This window comes from Verrucomicrobiota bacterium, from assembly GCA_038744685.1.
Taxonomy (GTDB): Bacteria; Verrucomicrobiota; Verrucomicrobiia; order Opitutales; family Puniceicoccaceae; genus Puniceicoccus.
Map to the genome: position 1 here is coordinate 16,639 of JBCDMB010000030.1, position 17,687 is coordinate 34,325.

The 17,687-nt window shown below is 52.7% G+C and carries 17 protein-coding genes; 5 read left to right on the top strand and 12 right to left on the bottom strand.

Annotated features, from left to right (window positions below; translation table 11 throughout):
• Positions 1 to 191: 191 nt before the first annotated feature.
• The 4 genes from AAGJ81_13720 to murJ all read right to left on the bottom strand — a co-directional run bounded on the left by AAGJ81_13720 (position 192) and on the right by murJ (position 4,375).
• Positions 192 to 662, bottom strand: a complete 471-nt coding sequence (locus AAGJ81_13720; protein MEM0967198.1) for a DUF4136 domain-containing protein — start codon at positions 660 to 662, stop codon at positions 192 to 194.
• Between the two features lie 353 nt (positions 663 to 1,015).
• Complete coding sequence (locus AAGJ81_13725; protein ID MEM0967199.1) at positions 1,016 to 1,591, bottom strand: hypothetical protein; 576 nt, start codon at positions 1,589 to 1,591, stop codon at positions 1,016 to 1,018.
• A 39-nt stretch (positions 1,592 to 1,630) separates the two neighbouring features.
• Positions 1,631 to 2,734 (bottom strand): FAD-dependent oxidoreductase, encoded by a 1,104-nt coding sequence (locus AAGJ81_13730; GenBank protein MEM0967200.1) that lies wholly within the window; start codon positions 2,732 to 2,734, stop codon positions 1,631 to 1,633.
• A gap of 105 nt (positions 2,735 to 2,839) precedes the next feature.
• Positions 2,840 to 4,375: a murein biosynthesis integral membrane protein MurJ gene (gene murJ / locus AAGJ81_13735; protein MEM0967201.1), complete on the bottom strand. Its 1,536-nt coding sequence runs from the start codon at positions 4,373 to 4,375 to the stop codon at positions 2,840 to 2,842.
• 29 nt (positions 4,376 to 4,404) lie between these two features.
• Between murJ and AAGJ81_13740 the strand changes: the two genes are divergently transcribed.
• From AAGJ81_13740 to AAGJ81_13755, 4 genes are all read left to right on the top strand, one after another.
• Positions 4,405 to 5,505: a phosphate acyltransferase gene (locus tag AAGJ81_13740; protein MEM0967202.1), complete on the top strand. Its 1,101-nt coding sequence runs from the start codon at positions 4,405 to 4,407 to the stop codon at positions 5,503 to 5,505.
• Positions 5,505 to 6,749 carry an AAA family ATPase gene (locus tag AAGJ81_13745; protein ID MEM0967203.1) on the top strand — a complete coding sequence of 415 codons (1,245 nt, stop codon included), beginning with the start codon at positions 5,505 to 5,507 and terminating at the stop codon, positions 6,747 to 6,749. Before AAGJ81_13740 ends, AAGJ81_13745 begins: the two co-directional genes overlap by 1 nt.
• Before the next feature lie 45 nt (positions 6,750 to 6,794).
• A complete protein-coding gene (locus AAGJ81_13750) occupies positions 6,795 to 7,304 on the top strand; it encodes a peroxiredoxin (protein ID MEM0967204.1) in 510 nt (169 codons plus the stop codon).
• An 81-nt stretch (positions 7,305 to 7,385) separates the two neighbouring features.
• On the top strand, positions 7,386 to 8,099 hold the full coding sequence (locus AAGJ81_13755) for a type 1 glutamine amidotransferase (GenBank protein MEM0967205.1): 714 nt from the start codon (positions 7,386 to 7,388) through the stop codon (positions 8,097 to 8,099).
• Between the two features lie 213 nt (positions 8,100 to 8,312).
• Here the strand turns inward: AAGJ81_13755 and AAGJ81_13760 are convergent, their stop codons facing one another.
• The 6 genes from AAGJ81_13760 to ppdK form a co-directional block, all read right to left on the bottom strand.
• Positions 8,313 to 8,897, bottom strand: a complete 585-nt coding sequence (locus tag AAGJ81_13760; protein ID MEM0967206.1) for a porin family protein — start codon at positions 8,895 to 8,897, stop codon at positions 8,313 to 8,315.
• Between the two features lie 60 nt (positions 8,898 to 8,957).
• On the bottom strand, positions 8,958 to 9,386 hold the full coding sequence (locus tag AAGJ81_13765; GenBank protein ID MEM0967207.1) for a DoxX family protein: 429 nt from the start codon (positions 9,384 to 9,386) through the stop codon (positions 8,958 to 8,960).
• A gap of 93 nt (positions 9,387 to 9,479) precedes the next feature.
• Positions 9,480 to 10,007, bottom strand: coding sequence for a hypothetical protein (locus AAGJ81_13770; GenBank protein ID MEM0967208.1), 528 nt, complete (start codon positions 10,005 to 10,007; stop codon positions 9,480 to 9,482).
• 6 nt (positions 10,008 to 10,013) lie between these two features.
• A complete protein-coding gene (locus AAGJ81_13775; protein MEM0967209.1) occupies positions 10,014 to 10,298 on the bottom strand; it encodes a hypothetical protein in 285 nt (94 codons plus the stop codon).
• Positions 10,295 to 11,383 carry a hemolysin family protein gene (locus AAGJ81_13780; protein MEM0967210.1) on the bottom strand — a complete coding sequence of 363 codons (1,089 nt, stop codon included), beginning with the start codon at positions 11,381 to 11,383 and terminating at the stop codon, positions 10,295 to 10,297. Before AAGJ81_13780 ends, AAGJ81_13775 begins: the two co-directional genes overlap by 4 nt.
• Before the next feature lie 702 nt (positions 11,384 to 12,085).
• A complete protein-coding gene (gene ppdK, locus AAGJ81_13785) occupies positions 12,086 to 14,860 on the bottom strand; it encodes a pyruvate, phosphate dikinase (GenBank protein ID MEM0967211.1) in 2,775 nt (924 codons plus the stop codon).
• Between the two features lie 360 nt (positions 14,861 to 15,220).
• Between ppdK and ald the strand changes: the two genes are divergently transcribed.
• Entirely contained in the window at positions 15,221 to 16,330 is a 1,110-nt protein-coding gene (ald, locus tag AAGJ81_13790; protein ID MEM0967212.1) for an alanine dehydrogenase, read from the top strand.
• Positions 16,331 to 16,519: 189 nt separating this feature from the next.
• Here ald and AAGJ81_13795 read toward each other — a convergent pair whose 3' ends face one another.
• Positions 16,520 to 16,954, bottom strand: coding sequence for a TA system VapC family ribonuclease toxin (locus AAGJ81_13795; protein MEM0967213.1), 435 nt, complete (start codon positions 16,952 to 16,954; stop codon positions 16,520 to 16,522).
• Entirely contained in the window at positions 16,951 to 17,202 is a 252-nt protein-coding gene (locus AAGJ81_13800; protein ID MEM0967214.1) for a hypothetical protein, read from the bottom strand. The genes AAGJ81_13795 and AAGJ81_13800 overlap by 4 nt, the downstream gene beginning before the upstream one ends.
• Positions 17,203 to 17,687: the final 485 nt, after the last annotated feature.

Sequence of the window (17,687 nt, forward strand, 5' to 3'; positions counted from 1 at the left end):
ACCCTTCAGCCTTTGCGGGTCATCGGTCTCCGCGACCGATGCTACCTGGATTTACTATTGAAGGCTCTTGACCTAGAGCAACTGTGTCAGGTCCGGGGTTGACCGGCCTTGGTTCGGCGGCTGAAGCCGCCGCTCCTCTGCTTAAGAGCGGAGCACGACTACTGTTTGACTGAACTGCGAAAAACAAACTCTTAGTTTGTAAACGCTTGGATCGCCTCGTCGGTAGCGGATTCGATGGCCTGTTTTCGCTCCTCACCGGTAGATCCTTTGATCACTTCCCGCGTAGCAAAGTCTCGGTAGATCAATCGCTGAGTGGAGGCATCGATGACGTCGACAATGACCGTCCCCGCCTCAAATCGACGGTTTGGTTTGTGGTCCTGCACATATTCGTGAGCCGCCTCGATAATTTCTATTCCTGAATTTTGGTAGTAGTCACTGATTGCCGTAGTAACCGTGTTGTTTTGGACCACAACCAGGTAGGTGATTACTAGATCAGCATCTGCTCCGGCTTCTTTCAGACCGGCATCCTCCAAATCCTTTTTCAGTCTCTTCTGTATAATGGCCATCGCCTCGACAGACTGGTCCGCAAAGGTGGGGAGTTCCTCGACGTTTGGGTTGTAGAAGCGGAAGGTTTCGTAGCCGTCCGCCGACTGTTTGGGCATAGCAATCCTGGTTGCGCAACCAGTCAAAATGATGGCAGATACCAGACAAAGGAAAAATGGGGTTATCTTCATAGTCGTGTGGTAGTGGCGGTATTGCTGTGAGGCGAGTTCGAATTTTTGGGTGCAGTGCAACGGTGACAGTCGTTTCGAGGAATGGAGTCCAGTGGCTTGTGCCGTAGAAGGAGGCTCTTGACCTTCGTAGCTCTTAGGGCGAACTAGGTTTATGCCCGATACGCATTGGTGGACATGGGCTGGATGGTCGAGGGGTGAATCCTCTCCTACCTTTTTGGTGACAAAAAAACCGCCGCCCTCACTACGGAAGACGACGGTTCGGGTTGGGGGGAAATCTGTCTTTAAAAAGAAGCGTTTACGATAGGGAAGAAGTAAAGTGGATCTGCTTCTACGTTGATGTTCGCCAGGCCAATTTGTACCCCGTAGAGCTTCTCGGAGTAGTTTACCAAGCCGAACTGAAGACCCTCCATTTCTCCAGCTTTGTTGAAAAAGCCAGTTTGCAGACCGACGACCTTTGAGTTGGCAACGGTGACAAGTCCAGCCTGCCATCCATAGAGGTCTCCGTCTTGCAGGTTGACCAGTCCACTTTTCAATCCTTGGAATTGTCCTTCAGTGTGGGTAAAAAGGCCGTTCTGCCATCCGTTCATGTCACCCTCGACGACACTACCGATGAAGTTGAACTGAACCCCGTTTACGTCGCCAGTGTTGTAGCCGAGTCCGAAGAGTCCTAGGTCGAGACCAGTAAGGTTATCGTTCTTCACGTAGAAGATGTTCAAACGTATGCCTCGGACGCTGTCTGTCGTCGAACCCAATTGGGCAGGAGACCAAATAGAGAGTTCAACCGGAACCTCCTTACCTTGTCCGTTCACCGAAAATCCGAACGACAGGAGGAGACTGGATAGTAGTAGTAGGGTCATTTTCATCATTCCCATATTGAAGGGTGGCGAAGTTGTTGTCTACGGGAAAGTAAATCCTCGTTTTAGCATCCGTTCCGGCAAATACTTTCTCTCCAAGGATCCACTGCCAACAAGATGGTCAGCGAGAATGCGGGTCAGCAGGGGTGCATAAACCGTTCCTTTTGAGCCCAAGCCGTTGCAAATAAAAACGTTTTCATGCCGAGGGTGTGGACCCAGGTACGGTTGCCGGTCGCGACTACAGGGGCGGACCCCGGAGCGGTGATCCACGACCTCAGGATCATCGTTTAAACCGAAGATCAGGCGAAAGGCCTCGAGAAGCTCCTGCTTTCCGGAGTCAGTCGGGATAGGAGGGGGAATCGAGAAGGGGCCATCAATGCCCTCCTTTCTGTTTTTTGGGCTTTCCCAGGTTGAACCGATGCGGAACCGATGGGATCCCAGTGAAACCACCCATTTTCGATGGTGAATAATTTCATCGAAGGAGGGCACCGTCGGACACTCTACCGTGAGTGTTTCTCCGTAGGCGGGACGAAAGGGAAGCCAACGAAAGAGAGGATTCGATAAGACGGAGTAGCCTTCACAGCAGATAAGAGTTTTGGCTCGCACATGATTGAGCTCGACGCCGTCCTTTTGAAGAGAGAGCGAATCCCAATTGGCATCTAGATTGAAGATTCGGGGGCCGAGAGAAGAACGGATTCTCTGGACGACTGTTGACGGTTCAACAAGACCGACTCCTTGGATGAAGAAGCTGCCGAAAAGGTCTTCTCGGGCGGGTCCATCATGGCCGGGAAGGAGTCTTTCGCTTAGATGATTTCGATAAGCACCTTTTTGTTGTCGGTTCGCGAACCATTTGATCTCTTCCTCACTCTGGAAGTAACGCCTGATTGAACAGTCTCGATAGAGCACTTCCCTTTGCCCAACGTCTTTGTAGATTTCACGGGCACAGTGAAGGAAATCGTCGAATTCCTCCATCAAGGTAAGTCTGCTCCCGGTGATTGGATTTAGAACCCCTGCTGCTACATGTGAGGCCGGGGACGCGGATTTTCCTCCGAGAACAAGGACGCTATGGGACCGAAGTCGCCAAGCTAGTAGAAGTCCGGCAAGGCCTCCCCCGACAATCAGGAAGTCCGTATCTCTCTCCGTCATCCAATCAGGCCAATCGGAAGACTGCGATCTAACCGAACGGTTGTCATCGTTCTGTTACCTTTTCTGGTATTGAAAAACAACTACGACGGGGATTCGAAAAGTTTATCATTTTCTCTTGAGACGTGGCGAAATCGTCTCTTCGAGCGGGCCAAACCTTAGTAGTAGCAGGACGAGTCCAAAAACTACTGCCCCTGCGGGAATGATCCAAAGGAGGCGAATGAAGAGGATTCCCTTGTCAGCATCTGGAGGAACTGCAGGCACCAGAAGGAGAAAGGTGGCGAGAATGATCCCTCCAACAATTACTTTCCAAAGCTCGGTTGGAATCCACGTTTTTCCATCTCCGATCTCTGTCCGTAGCCTGCGATGGAGGAGGATGACTTGAACCGCTGCCGCCAGGCTGTTGGCTGCTGCGAGACCATGAATGCCGAATGGAACCATCAGAGTGAGACTCAAAAGAAAATTCGCCAGCAACACCCAGCCAGCGACATGGACCAGCGTCTTCATGTTCTGGCGTGCTTGGTGCGCTCGCGATAGAAGGGTCGCCTGGGCATAAAAGGGTAGGCCTGCGGCAAATAGCGCCAAGACCGGAGCGGCGAGAGAGGCATCTGCTGTATCGAACAAGCCCCACCCAAAAACGGCTTGGACGATGGTGTCGCCCAAGACGGCGAGACCGACAAAGGATGGAACCGTGACAGCAGCGACCAGCGCAGAACCGTTGCGGTAGGAATCCCGGAGACTGGCGACTTCTCCTTTCGCGGCGAACCGGGAGAATTCTGGAAACAGTACCGTGGCCGCGGCAATGGCGAATAGACCGAGCGGCAGCTCGACGAGACGGGCCGCAAGGTAGAGCAGAGCGACCCCATCTGCCTCGACAAGGAATGCAAGGGATCTGGATACGAGAATATTGACTTGAAGTATTGCAGCTCCGGCCAATGCGGGAACAAACAAACCCTGCAGTTGCGTCAAAGTGTTGTCACTGCCGAGGTCGAAAGAAGGACGCCATCCTTGTCGGTACAGGTCAATGACGGGTAGACCCAGCTGGAGGATTCCACCAATGAGCACCCCTCCCGACAGCCAAATCGCTTTCTCAAAAGGAGTCTCACCAAACCACACACCAGGACCACCAATCGCTGCGATCATGGAAAGGTTGAGGAGAATCGGAGTAATTGCCGGAGTGAAGAACCTCCCGAGGACATGGAGGGAGCCAGCGACCAGAGCAGCAAGGCAAATTGGGATCACATAGGGGAACAAAAGTAGGCTGAGGCGAGCGGCTTCACCATATCGATTGCTGTTGCTGGCTCCTGTCCAGATCGGGATGGATACAATTACCGAGAAAAGGATGACGAGTCCCAACAAAAGAAGAAAGAGTCGACTAAGAGTTCGATTGAGGAGTCGGAAGCCTGCTTCTTTTCCTCCTTTTTCCTGTGCATCTGCCAGTACCGGAATGAGAGCTGCACTCAGAGCGCCTTCGCCGAAAAGTCTTCGGAAAAGATTTGGGATGGTGAATGCCAGAAGAAATGCAGAGTTGGTCTGGCTGAGGCCTAGCTGTGCGTAGAGGAGGATATCGCGAAAAAGGCCGAGAACCCGGGAGCCCAGAGTCGAACTGGAAACAGTGAAGAGGGATCTCAGATTTTTTCGCATGACTTCGCAGGAGGATTTCGGCATCTTCCGTGCTGAAACACAACACAAGGCTCCAAGCTCAACAAAACCCTCTCTACTATTTTGCCATGCCACTCATCAACAAGTTGACTGAGAAACTCTCTCGTCACCCGAAGCGAATTGTTTTTCCCGAGGGGAGTGATCCTCGTATCATCCAGGCTGCCCGGCTTTTTGCTTCCCGTAATCTGGGCGTTCCCATTCTCTTGGGAGATCGCGCCTTGATCAAAAGCAATGCGAGAAGGCTTGGGATCTCCCTCGATCATGTTCGCCTCATTCAACCGGAGCGCAGCGAAGAATTTGAAGGCTTTGTCGAGCGGTTCAAAGGGCTGCGAAGGTTCCGCGGTCTTTCCCAACTCGAGTGTGAGGAGTATGTTGCTGATACGAACTATTTCGCCACTTTAATGCTGGCGACCATGCAGGCCGATGCGATTTTGTCGGGAGCAACGGTGTCTGCCTCGAGCGCGATTCGTCCGCTCTTGAAAATCATCCCAAAACAGGAAGGTGTCGAAACGGTATCCTCACTCCAGATTCTTGATTTTGACGAGGACTCGCACCGCCCTGAACTCTTTCTCTCGGATTGTGCGGTTGTCCCCGATCCAACGGCTGAGCAGTTGAGTGACATTGCAGTTACAGCAGCCTTAATCCGGTCTCACCTCACCGATGAAGACTCGCGAGTGGCAATGTTGAGCTACTCGACGAAAAACGAGAGCTCTCGGAACCCTTCAGTCCTGAAAGTCCGGGCGGCGACTGAGCTTGTCCAGAAACGGGTCCTTGAGAACGATTGGCCGTTCCATGTTGACGGAGATCTCCAAGTGGATGCAGCGTTGGATCCGGCAACGGCTGAACTGAAGAAGGTTACCGGAAGCGTTGCCGGAAAGGCCAATGTATTGATCTTTCCCGATCTGAATAGTGGCAATATCAGCTCCAAAATGATCCAGATTCTCGGTGGTGCTCATTGCTATGGTCATTTGCTGAGTGGACTCAGCCGACCTGCGGCGGAAACGAGTCGTGGTGCAAGTGCTCTGGACATTTTTGGAACGGCAGTGCTCGTTTGCTCGCAGGCCATAGACCATGATTTTCTCTACCCGATTAAGAGTGAACCGGTGATCTAATGCCTGGTGCTTCACAGAAGGCAGAGGGGTCGGGAGAGGACACTCCTTACTCCTCCCGATACTCGACCTCGATCTTTGCCTCCGAATCAGAGGAACTCATCGATTCTCCGCTCAACTCGACTACAAAAAGGATTTTTGTCGCGGCAACCCGCCAAAATCAGGGAAAGACAACCACGTCGCTCGGTCTTTTGGGGGCGATGAAAAAATTCTCGCCGGACATTGGTTACATCAAGCCTATTGGGCAGCGTTTTGTTCAGATTGAAGGCCAAAAGATTGATGAGGACTCCGTCCTTTTCGATTCCGTGTACCACTTGGACGTTCCGATCGGTGCAATGAGTCCAGTGGCAATCGATGGACGGATGACCCGCTGGTATTTGGAGAATCCTAGCCGCAAGCTGGAGCACTTGATCGATCTCATTTGCCGTGCCTTTGACCGGGCGGCTTTCGAGAAGGACTACATCATTATTGAAGGAAGCGGTCATGCGGGTGTCGGTTCGGTGTTTGATCTCTCAAACGCAGCCATTGCAAAGATCCTTGGGGCGAAAGCGATTATTGTTTCGGAAGGAGGAATAGGGTCCCCTGTTGACGAGATTGCGATGAACAAAGCGCTGTTTGATCAGTTTGGAGTCGAAGTGATCGGAGCTATTTTGAACAAGGTTCTTCCAGACAAGTTGGACGTGATACGTGAATATGCTGGGCGAGGTTTGGAACGGCTGGGAATTCCCTTGCTCGGAACACTCCCTTTGCGCAAACGGCTCCAGGCTCCAACATTCTCGCAAGTCGTCAAGGAGATCAACGGAAGGTGGTTGAATGGGGCTGAGCATGGTAAGAAGGAGCGAATTCTCCGGGTCATCATTGGAGCAATGACTGCCAAGGGTGTCGTCGACTACATTCAGCCAGGAGTTCTGATCATTACTCCCGGTGACCGCGAAGACGTTCTCTTTTCAGCAATTGCCAGCGCCAATATTTCCCAGAAGCAAGTGGTGTCCGGTATCATCCTTACGAGGAATATTCTACCCCATCCTAAACTAATGGATTTGATCGGCCAGACGCCTATACCCGTCGTGATTTGTGGTGAAGACAGTTACACGGTCGCCTCGAAAATCAACAACATGACCGTCAAGACGCTACCGACCGACGAAGACAAGATTCCAATTATCCAGGAGATCGTCTCCGAGAATACGGATATGGAGAAGATCCGAAATGCTTTTGCGGAAGGCAGACAGGGGAGGAGTAAAAAGTAATTTGCCGTTCATTATGATCCCCTATTTTTCACGGAAGGAGTCGCAATGCTGAATCGAATCGTCTTACTCACCGTTATGTTTGGTTTATTCTCTGCAAATGCTGATCCGCTGCCGATCGGTTCCAAGGCTCCTGTCCTGACGGTTACCACGAGTGAAGATGTCGAGTTGGATCTTTCCAGTGTTTATGAAAAGGGTCCTGTTCTCGTCTATTTTTATCCGAAGGCGGATACCCCCGGTTGCACTGCGCAGGCCTGCAACCTTCGCGATTCCTTTGAGGAGCTCTCCGCCGAGGGAATTGAGGTCGTTGGGGTGAGCACAGACAACGTCAAATCCCAGGCTGCCTTCAAAGAAAAATACTCGCTACCTTTTACCCTGGTCGCCGATAGCGACTCCCGACTGGTCGATGCTTTTGGGGTCCCCACTAGAATCGGATTTGCTTCCCGTCAGTCCTTTTTGATCATTGACGGAAAAGTCGCCTGGCGTGACCTCAAGGCGAAGCCGAAGACGCAGGCTGAGGAAGCATTGGCTGCTTTAAAGAGAGATGGCGAACGTTAAACATCGAACACTGAACGTTGAACCTTTAACGTTCGAGGTTCGACGTTCAGCGTTGGAAGTTCAGGTTCTTAAGCGTCCCCGGTGAGCGTCTACTGGCTCCAACATGTTCCGTTCGAGGGGCTCGGCCGGATTGAAGATTGGTTTGTCGCACGCGGTGTGACTCCAAAGTGTGTTCGTCTCTATGCCGGTGACGTTCTTCCCCCCGTCGAGGAGGTTGATTTTCTCATCGTTATGGGTGGCCCGATGAGCGTAAACGACGAGGAAGCGTTTCCGTGGTTAACTGCCGAAAAGGAGTTCATCAGAGAGGTGATTTTGAAATCAGTTCCCGTTTTTGGCGTTTGTCTGGGTTCCCAGCTGATCGCCAGCGTGCTTGGAGCAGAAGTGTATCCAGCGAAAGAAAAGGAGATTGGTTGGTGGCCATTGCGGGTGACAGCGGATGAAGCGTCAAATACTCTATTTCCCGATGCATCTCGCGTTTTTCACTGGCACGGTGAGACCTTTGACTTGCCAAAAGATGCGGAGCTTCTGGCGTCTACTGCCTCTTGCGAGAATCAGGCGTTTCGAGTAGGAGATAAAGTCGTAGGAACGCAGTTCCACATCGAAACGACCGCTGAATCCGCGAAGGCCCTCGTCGAGAATTGTGGAGATGAGCTCGTTGACCGTTCTTCTTACGTTCAATCTGCGGAGGAGATTTTATCGACGCCTGAGGAAAACTACCGCCGGATTGAGCCCTTTTTGGATCAGGTTCTTTCCTCGTTGTGGCGGAGCGGCGGCTTTAGCCGCCGAGAGACTTGATGTGGATGGGTAGGGCGCAGGCTCTGGCAAGCCGATTGATCTGAAACCAAAACGGGGATTGATTTTCAAAATGCTCTAGCGTCTTACCATAGTTAGAGGTATAGATCCGTGGAAAAATCAACAGACCCGTGGCCTTGGTTCTACGAACCGGGGTGAAGTTTGAAGGCTACCGACATCGCCGAGACTGAGTTTCGAGGCTACCAGTTGCTTGCTCTAAAAGTAGTAAGAAACACCTGCTTCTACGATGTTCGCACTACCTGCGCGCACAAGGACGGTCACGTCACCGTCTTCGTAATCAAAGTCATCGAAATCCACGTAGCGAAAGGCAGCATGAAAGGAGAGCTGAGGAAGGAGAAAGAATTCTGCCCCGGCAAAAAACTGATAGGTAAAGACGGCGTTAGTTCCGTCACCGTCTCCGAACTCAGTAGTTACTTTTAGGTCTGAAACGGCTACACCAGCCCCGGCTCCAGCCAAAATACGAAAGCGTTCGGTGAGCGGATAGGTAAAGCGATAGTTCAGCAGAATCGTATTTACCTTGGCTTCCCCTTGAACGGGAACGCTGAGGCTGCCCTCCTGGTAGATCGTGTCGATCGAATCCAAGTCTGTGTAGGTATATTCCAGCTCCAGTGAATTCAAATCGTTGAATGCGTAACCGACCCGAGCCCCGATGCCAGTCGAGTTGTCAAAATCCGAATCAAACCATTGGACGATTCCCTGCACGTAGACGCTTGCTGACACGCTTCCCCAGGAAACGAAGAGTGATAGGAGAGCGAGAGACAGAATACGGGCAAACTTCATAGAAGGTGGTTTGTTTTATTTTGATTTTTAGGAGGGAGAGCCAAAAGACCTGAGTGGCCACTAGCTCTGACGGAAAAGTTGGTCTACACCGACCCGGCCACAGCCGGCAAAGAGAAAGGGAAGCATCGCAGCGGCGTAGAGAAGGGCCATTTCCTGCGCGGCAAAACCCGCTCCAGCCAAATGACCAAAAGCTGCAACCAGCATGGTGGTCAGGATTGTAAGAGCCGAGAGACGGGTCAGAAATCCTGCCGCAAGAAATAGACCCCCGAGCAACTCGGCGAAGCCAGCCGCCCACGCAAAGAAAGTAGGAGAGGGAAAGCCAAGATTCTCGACCACATCAACAAAACCGCTTTCTGGTGGCACCTTCCCCAGGCCATGAGCAAATGCCATCCCAAGACCCGCAAATACCCGCAAAACCAGCAAGCCCAATTCGGAAAAGGCAGAGGAGGCGGCTGCACCACCAAAAGCGAGTTTTTTCCATGAAGGCATGGGTGGATCGTGAATGAGGCGAATGGGAAATCAACCTAAATAAAGAATTCTCACGGTCAGTCATGAGAAAAGGCCTAGACCCTCCTTCGACAGTTACTGAGCCTGATAAAATAAGGGTTTGGCCTCTAGAATGTAAGGCTTTCGGTCGTCGAGAATTCGGATGCTTTGTTCAACGGAATCCGGGAGGAACGGGTCGACACTTATAACGAACCTGGTCGCGGCAGGATTGAAGGAAATGATCTCGAATTCATTGTGCTGTAAGCCTGCTTCCAACGCCTCGGTCTCAATGCCCGGATTTCCCATGGCGATGATTTCGTCTGCCTGGATTATAACAGTGGCAAGGTCATCCCCTTCGGTTATCCGCCACAGGCTTTTGTCCTCAGCTTCGACCAACCAGCGCTTTCCAGAAATTTCGGGGGAAACCCAGGCCTTTACGACTCGATTGAGCGCAAACGGGGTTTCAGGAAGTCCAGAAAAGTCCGTCGTGGTCTGCCACGAAGGGAGTGGAGCTAGAGGTGATTCCGCTTCGTCGGAACTCCGCAAAAAAGCGAAACCCGCAGCGAGCAAACAGCCCGCAAAGAATCCAACACCAAAAATTCGAACCCGCTGGGATTGTTTCACAGTGGCTTATTTTGACGCAAGAGCTTGGGCGTCTCGCTCTTGCTTGCCTTTTACAAAACAAAGAACGATGGCTACGCCCGACGCCCAGACACCAGCCAAAATTGCCCCGACCCGGGCTCCGGTGATTGCGAGCTCGCCGAAGGTCATTGAAGGCATAAACAGTTTCCCAAGAAGTGAAAATGCAGCTGACCCTGCAAATGCTCCGCAGGCGATGATGATCAAGACATAGGAGATGAAGCGGAACGCCCAGAGTAAAATCAGTTTGGCCCAGTATTTCGTTGAGCGAATCATTCAGCGGCGGCTTTCCCGCTAGGGTGTTTCTGTTGAGCGGTGATCTGCCGACTCTTTCTTGCCGCGTCTTTCTTTCGGGCAAGTTCCCGCATATCGACTGCGACGTCATCAGGCTCAAAAATTTCCTGTCCAAGGATAGATTCCATGACGTCCTCCATAGTCAATACGCCGGTAACAGATCCGTATTCATCCACCACAATGCCAAGCTGTTGATTGTTCTTCAAAAACATCTGAAGGGCATCTGAGGCGGTAGCGTTTTCTGGGACGAAAATGGTTTCTGAAATCAAGTCACCTACCGTGCAGTCGTCAGTGCCCTCCGCGAGTCGGGCGAGGATATCCCTTCGACGAACTACCCCGATAATCTCATCAATACTTTCCTCGTAAACGGGAATTCGGGCGAACGGGATATTCTTAAAGTCGTGAATGACTTCCTCGATGAGCGTGTGCTTTTCGAGAGCGGTTACCACGGTCCGAGGCGTCATGATGTCGCTAACGGAGATCGTATCCAAGCGAAGGGTGTTGGTGATCATCCGGCGTTCACTCTCAGTCAGGTCGCCTTCTTTAGCACTCTTCTCTGCGAGCAGCAGAATCTCTTCATCCGGAGTCTCGTTCGATGGCTGTGGTTTTACGAAAAAGCGAACAGCGATCTTGCAAAGGTAGGACACAGGGAGCATGACCAAGCGAATCCAGTGCAGAGGGAAGACGAGGATAGGCTGAAGGGTCGGGCGATAGAGGACCCCAACATTCTTCGGGATCACTTCGGAAAAAATTAGGATACCGAAAACCAAAGCGGCCGAGAAATAGATGACATTCTCTTCCCCTAGTGCGGTTGCCGCCAAAGCACCACTCACACTGGCACCGGCAGTGTTGGCTATGGTGTTCAGGCTAAGGATTGCCGAAGTCGTTTCCTCGATATCCAGCTTGAAGTGCTCCAAGCGCGCCCCGATCGAAGGATGGCGCTGCTTGAGTCCCTCGATTTCGGTTGTTGTCGTGCTGAGGATCATCGCTTCAAGAACGGAACAGAGAGCCGAGATACAGACTGTAAAAGCGACAGCCAGAAAGAGATAGAGGATCGCGTTCTCCATTTTAGCCGGCTGTCCCGCTCAGCCGAAAATCACTCTCACGAGAGACCGCGCCAACCTCCCGCGCGCCCTGAGGCCACGTAGATCGACTCTCTCGATCACCGTCCGATTCGGACGTACAGGATTCTTCCCTTTCCACGAACCAAACATCATTGCCCATTCTTGGTGCAAAGGACAAGGGGAAATGTGAGAGGTTCGCTCGGTCTCCTGCGACTTTGATCATTACTTCGCTGCTTAAATAGAACCTACTCGGGATTCGATATCGGGATCGAAATCGGGTCTCGAGAGCATTCGATAGCGATACCGATTTCGATTTTTGCGATCATGCTTTGTATGAGGCGCGGTCTAACAATATGAATTTCATGGTAGGGCGCAGCGTTTCGCAAGCCGCGCCTTCTGGGTTCCAAACGAGGTTCTTTTCACAAAATGCGTGGGTTGCGAAACGCTGCGCCCTACCAAAGGCAACAGCCGAAAACCTAAGGTGGGTATGGGTTCTTCTCACCTTCTTAATAGCCTTGCTTTGTTCTTGATTTGGGTGTGTTGAGACTGATTCGGGAATGGAACTGAAGGTAGATTCCGTTGGCTATGAAACGAAACGAGATTGGGCTTTCACTACAGGGGAGCAGGTGAAGAATTGAATGTTACCAAAAAAAGCCCCCGGGTGGGTTCCCGGGGGCTTCGTGCAGGAAAGAAGTCTACGAGAGACTACCGCAGAGCGGCCTGAGCGGCAGCTAGTCGCGCGACGGGAACCCGTGGCGGCGAGCAGCTCACATAGTCGAGGCCGACCTGATGGAAGAACTGAATCGATGCGGGATCACCGCCGTGTTCTCCACAAATCCCAAGCTTTAGATCTTTCTTGGTGGAACGACCCTTCTTCGTGCCGATTTCCACGAGCTGACCAATCCCGCTCGCATCGATGGATGCAAATGGGTTTTGTGGCATGATCTCAAGGTCCTTGTAGGTGCCAAGGAAAGAACCAGCGTCATCCCGGCTCATTCCCAGTCCGGTCTGGGTCAAATCGTTGGTGCCGAAGCTGAAGAACTCGGCGGTTTCCGCAATCTGGTCAGCGGTTAATGCTCCGCGGGGAACCTCGATCATCGTTCCGACCAAATACTTGAATTTGACCTTCTTGGATTCCATGACTTCCGCAGCAACGCGGTGGATGACTGCGGCTTGATTCTTCAACTCATCGTTAAATCCGACGAGGGGAACCATCACTTCAGGAACGACCTTGATCGGTTTCTTGAGCTTGTAGCAAGCGGCGGCAGCCTCGAAGATCGCACGGGCCTGCATTTCGGTGATTTCCGGGTGGGAAATTCCGAGACGGCACCCGCGGTGACCGAGCATCGGGTTGGCTTCATGGAGAGCAGCGACGCGTTCGGAAACGACGTCGAGGCTGACTCCAAGTGCTTTTGCCAGCTCTTTCTTTGCGGCAGTGTCGTGCGGCAGAAACTCGTGAAGTGGCGGGTCGAGAAGACGAACGGTGACTGGACGGCCACCCATTTCCTTGAATAGGCCGGTGAAGTCCTTGCGCTGGAAGGGGAGGAGCTTCTTGAGGGCTGCGCGGCGTTCTTTCTCGTTGGTCGCGAGAATCATCTGGCGCATGAAGGTGATGCGGTCGCCTTCGAAGAACATGTGCTCCGTGCGGCAGAGCCCAATCCCTTCTGCTCCCAGAGCCACTGCCGACTTAGCCTGTTCGGGTGAGTCGGCGTTGGTGCGGACGCCTAGCTTGCGCGCCTTGTCAGCCCAATCCATCACTTGCTTGAACATCTGGTAGGTGTAGCTGGCGGATGGCTTCAACTTGCCGCTGAGGACTTGGTCGACTTCCGAAGGAGCAGTGTCGACGTGGCCCGCGTAAATCTCACCAGTCGTTCCGTCGATAGAAATGTCGTCGCCTTCCTTCAGAACAGTCTTTCCGACGGTGAGGGATCCTTTTGAGTAGTTGATAACGACGTCGGAAGCACCGCAGACGCAGACCTTGTTCATCTGGCGGGCAACCAGCGCGGCGTGAGAGCTGACACCGCCGCGGGAGGTGAGAATACCGTCAGCTGCTATCATTCCACGAAGGTCTTCGGGAGTGGTTTCTACCCGGCAGAGGACTGCATGACCACCACCGTTGACCACCGATTCAGCCTTGTCGGCTGTGAAGCAAATCGTTCCGGAAGCAGCACCTGGCCCGGCGGGCAATCCGGTTGCAAGAGACTTCGCCTTCTGGATGGCGGCGTTGTCGAAAACCGCTACGAGCAGGCTCGAGATCGAGTCCGCCGGAATCTTCTGCAAAGCGGTCTTCTGATTAATGAGGCGTTCCTTTACCAATTCGACTGCGATACGGACCGCGGCAAGACCAGTCCGTTTCCCGTTACGGGTTTGCAACATGTAGAGCTTCCCGTCCTCAACGGTAAACTCGAAGTCCTGCATGTCCTTGAAGTGTTTCTCCAAGGTGCGGCGAACCTTCTCGAGTTCTGCGTGAGCCTTGGGCATCTCATCCTTTAGCTGAGCAATTGGGTTTGGAGTGCGGATGCCCGCAACCACGTCTTCCCCTTGCGCGTTGATCAAATACTCACCGTAAAAGACCTTTTCCCCATTTGCCGGGTCGCGGGTAAAGGCAACACCGGTTGCACTGTTGTCGCCCGTGTTTCCGAAGACCATGGTCTGGACGTTGACTGCGGTGCCCCATTCGGCAGGGATGTTGTACTTCTGACGATAGAGGATGGCGCGTTCGTTCTGCCACGAGCTGAAGACTGCGCCCACCGCTCCCCAGAGCTGCTTGTATACGTCTTGAGGAAAAGCTGATTTCGTGCGGGACTTGATGAGAGCCTTGTAGCGCTTGATCAACTCCTTCAGGTCTTTCTCGGAAAGGTCACTGTCGAGTTTTGCTCCGACCTCTTTCTTTAGTTTTTCCAGACAGGCATCGAAAGGTTCATGGTCGTTTTCGTGAAGGGGCTGAACTCCCATCACCACGTCACCATACATGCTGATGAAACGGCGGTAGCAGTCGTAAGCGAAGGCAGGGTTGCCTGATTCACTAGCGAGCGCCTGTACCGTTTCATCGTTGAGGCCAAGGTTCAAGATGGTGTCCATCATACCCGGCATCGACTCGCGGGCACCGGAACGAACCGAGAGGAGCAAAGGCTTCTTGTTTGCGCCAAACTTCTTACCTACCTGCTTTTCGATCGAAGCTACGGCTTTGTGGAGATCCGCATCCATGGTCGTAGGATACTTGCGGCCATGGTCATAAAAGTAGGTGCAGACCTCCGTTGTGATCGTAAACCCAGGGGGAACAGGCAAACCGATCCGTGCCATTTCCGCGAGGTTGGCTCCTTTGCCCCCCAGCAATTCTTTTTGCTTTGAACTTCCGTCGGTTTTCTTACCGAACTCGTAGATGATCTTGGCAGGCTTTGCACTGCGTGCGGCCTTTTTCACGGTTTTGCGAGCACTCTTCCGAGCCGCTTTCTTCGTAGCTTTTTTTGCTGCTGACATACTGGGTTTTATTGTTGGTTGAGAAACAGTTCTTCGATGAACGAAAACGATCGAGAAAATACCTACCCAGCAGGCTGTCAACGGAATACGGGTGGGTGGTGGGTTCGACTCACCTTTCTTTCCTCCCGATCCTCTTCGTTGCGGTATAGGTTTTCTGAACCAAGTCACTGCAACGGGGTGTAGGGATCGTCTGAAAGCGTCCCACATCAATGGGGTCTCAAGGCGACTAACCCTATCAGTCTCGCTCTTTTTGGTGTAAGGAGACACCCAATAAATTCAGTAGTGTTTCCTACACTTTGCACAAGCCGCTATTGACATTGTACACAGCCTGAAGTCGTTTCTACCCGAGGTTCTTGTTCTATGATTGTTGGTGTTCCAACCGAAGTAAAAGCGCAGGAAAACCGTGTCTCCATGATTCCGGGTTCGGTCAAGTCATTGCGGGCGAAAGGGATCGAGGTGGTCGTGCAAAAAGGGGCGGGGAGTGGCTCTTCCTACTCTGACGATCTTTACGCTCAAGCCGGGGCAACCCTCGTCGAGTCCGCCGCCGCGGTTTTTGAAGATTGTGATCTGATCGTGAAGGTGAAGGAGCCACAGGCCGAGGAGTTGAAACTCATCCGACCGCAGCACACTCTCTTTACCTATCTTCACCTCGCAGCTTCCCGGGAGTTGACGGAGGGACTGCTGGCTTCCGGTTGTACGGCAATTGCCTACGAAACTCTGTCGGTCGACGGGCGATTACCTTTACTTGAACCGATGAGTGAAATCGCGGGTCGAATGGCTGCGATTGCCGGGGCCAACCAACTGGCGAAGCACAATGGCGGGCGTGGAATTCTTTTGGGTGGGGTACCGGGAGTGGCTCCGGGAAGAGTGGTTGTTATTGGTGGCGGCACGTCCGGGCTCAATGCGGCTCGCGTTGCCAAGGGAATGGGTGCGGATGTCACGATTCTGGAAGTGGATTTCGACCGCATGCGCTTTCTCGACATCACGATGGAAGGCACCCGAACGGTTTATTCCAGCGAAGCGAACCTGGAAGAACTACTTCCCTACACAGACCTGCTGATTGGCGCGGTATTGGTTCCGGGGGCAGCTGCCCCGAAGCTCATTACCCGTGAGATGCTCAGGATGATGCAACCGGGAAGTGTTTTTGTCGACATTGCGGTAGATCAAGGAGGCTGTGCGGTGACAACCCGTCCGACGACTCACGACGCTCCGACTTTTGTCGAAGAAGGAGTGGTTCACTACTGTGTCGCGAACATGCCGGGTGCCTACGCCCGCACCGCGACCCAAGCCCTGAATAACGTCACTCAGCCGTGGGTCCGCCTTCTGGCTGAAAAGGGAGTAGTCAAAGCGTGTCAGGATCGCCCTGAACTGATGAGTGGAGTCAACTGCATCGATGGGAAGCTGACCTGTAAACCGGTTGCCGAGGCTTTTGGACTGGAGTTTACGAAGGTTTCCGATCTGCTTTCGTAGCCTCGCTTCTCAGAACCGGGTAGGGCGCAGCCCCGCGAATGCGGGGCAAGCCGGGCATTCTTAAAATAGATCCCCGTTTTGCTTTCAGACTACGCGGCTTGCGGGACGCTGCGCCCTACCTTTTCTGGATTTGTATCAGCCTTTTGATTACGTTTCGGATCGCCACGGGCGTCGTAATTCGGCTGTGGGTCAATCCGGTAAAAGAGGGTTTCTCCACTCAAGTTCGGGGAAGCGTGCGAAGTCGCTGTCGTTGGAACATAGGGTCGCTCTCGCCTCGATTGCGTAAACGGCCAAGGTGGCGTCCGAGGTGAGTTGCCCGCTTACTTCACTCTTTTTCATCAGGTCGAAGACTTTGGCGACGTGATCTTCCTTGGGGAGCAGCTTTCTGCAATTGGGCGAACCGAGCCAAACTGAGACAATCGATACGGCGTGATCGAAGGTGATCGCCAATCTACCCATTCGTGGATTTGTCGCGATGCGAATGAAGCCAAGGGGCACCTCGTTGGGGAGACCAATCAGTTCGCGGCTATTCAATACGGTCTCCCACCAATGGCGGGCTACCTCGTGCTGCGGTGCCTGTCGGTTGTAAGCATACAGGAGCACGTTGATGTCGGGGACAATCATCGCGAGAGCTCGCGCAGGGTGTCCTCATCGTCGAGTTGATCGGCAAGCTGGTTCATGCTGATTCCCTCGAATTCGGCCGGAAATGGTCCATCGAAAGCCGGTTCCACGATGATCCGCCGGGCCGACTTCTGTGTCAAGGCACTGCGAATTGCCTCGTTCAAGACCACCTTGAAGGATTTTCCCGTGCGAGCGGCCTCTGCCTTCAGTAAGTGCTCGGTATCAGCCTCGATAGTAACCGTTGTACGCATTTTTGTATTATGAGTGCAAAAAATTTGCTGTCAAGAGTGCATGCCGTGAGTTTGTTATAGATTGATTGATAAAGTCTTTGGAAGAGGCTTGGGTTCTTGGGCTGGGGATGGCTGTGGCGAGGAGAAGGAGGAGATAGCGAACATCGAACTTTAAACTTCCAACTCTGAACGTTAAACGAGTAACCCCTTCAAAGTTGGAAGTTGAGCGTTCAATGTTTAGCGTTCGCTATCTTTAGTTGCGAAGCGTTGCTTCTGGTAGGGCGCAGGCTCCCGGCAAGCCGGGCATTTCGATAATGAATCCCCGGTTCTAATTTAGAACTGCCCGGCTTGTCACAGACAGCGCTCTGCTATGTTGGTTTGTGTCAAGAGCGTATGAGCTGTTGATGGATTTTTACATTAGGATTGTTGGTTGGTTTGGTTTCAGAGTCATTCGCACGTCCGCCGAGCAAGGCCACAGATTCTTACTGATCCGGGATAACCTGCTA

Coding starts and splice junctions, on each gene's coding strand:
- AAGJ81_13720 (MEM0967198.1), bottom strand. CDS start 662: ATGCCCAAACAGTCGGCGGACGGCTACGAAACCTTCCGCTTCTACAAC.
- AAGJ81_13725 (MEM0967199.1), bottom strand. CDS start 1,591: ATGACCCTACTACTACTATCCAGTCTCCTCCTGTCGTTCGGATTTTCG.
- AAGJ81_13730 (MEM0967200.1), bottom strand. CDS start 2,734: ATGACGGAGAGAGATACGGACTTCCTGATTGTCGGGGGAGGCCTTGCC.
- murJ (MEM0967201.1), bottom strand. CDS start 4,375: ATGCGAAAAAATCTGAGATCCCTCTTCACTGTTTCCAGTTCGACTCTG.
- AAGJ81_13745 (MEM0967203.1), top strand. CDS start 5,505: ATGCCTGGTGCTTCACAGAAGGCAGAGGGGTCGGGAGAGGACACTCCT.
- AAGJ81_13750 (MEM0967204.1), top strand. CDS start 6,795: ATGCTGAATCGAATCGTCTTACTCACCGTTATGTTTGGTTTATTCTCT.
- AAGJ81_13760 (MEM0967206.1), bottom strand. CDS start 8,897: ATGAAGTTTGCCCGTATTCTGTCTCTCGCTCTCCTATCACTCTTCGTT.
- AAGJ81_13765 (MEM0967207.1), bottom strand. CDS start 9,386: ATGCCTTCATGGAAAAAACTCGCTTTTGGTGGTGCAGCCGCCTCCTCT.
- AAGJ81_13775 (MEM0967209.1), bottom strand. CDS start 10,298: ATGATTCGCTCAACGAAATACTGGGCCAAACTGATTTTACTCTGGGCG.
- AAGJ81_13780 (MEM0967210.1), bottom strand. CDS start 11,383: ATGGAGAACGCGATCCTCTATCTCTTTCTGGCTGTCGCTTTTACAGTC.
- ppdK (MEM0967211.1), bottom strand. CDS start 14,860: ATGTCAGCAGCAAAAAAAGCTACGAAGAAAGCGGCTCGGAAGAGTGCT.
- ald (MEM0967212.1), top strand. CDS start 15,221: ATGATTGTTGGTGTTCCAACCGAAGTAAAAGCGCAGGAAAACCGTGTC.
- AAGJ81_13795 (MEM0967213.1), bottom strand. CDS start 16,954: ATGATTGTCCCCGACATCAACGTGCTCCTGTATGCTTACAACCGACAG.
- AAGJ81_13800 (MEM0967214.1), bottom strand. CDS start 17,202: ATGCGTACAACGGTTACTATCGAGGCTGATACCGAGCACTTACTGAAG.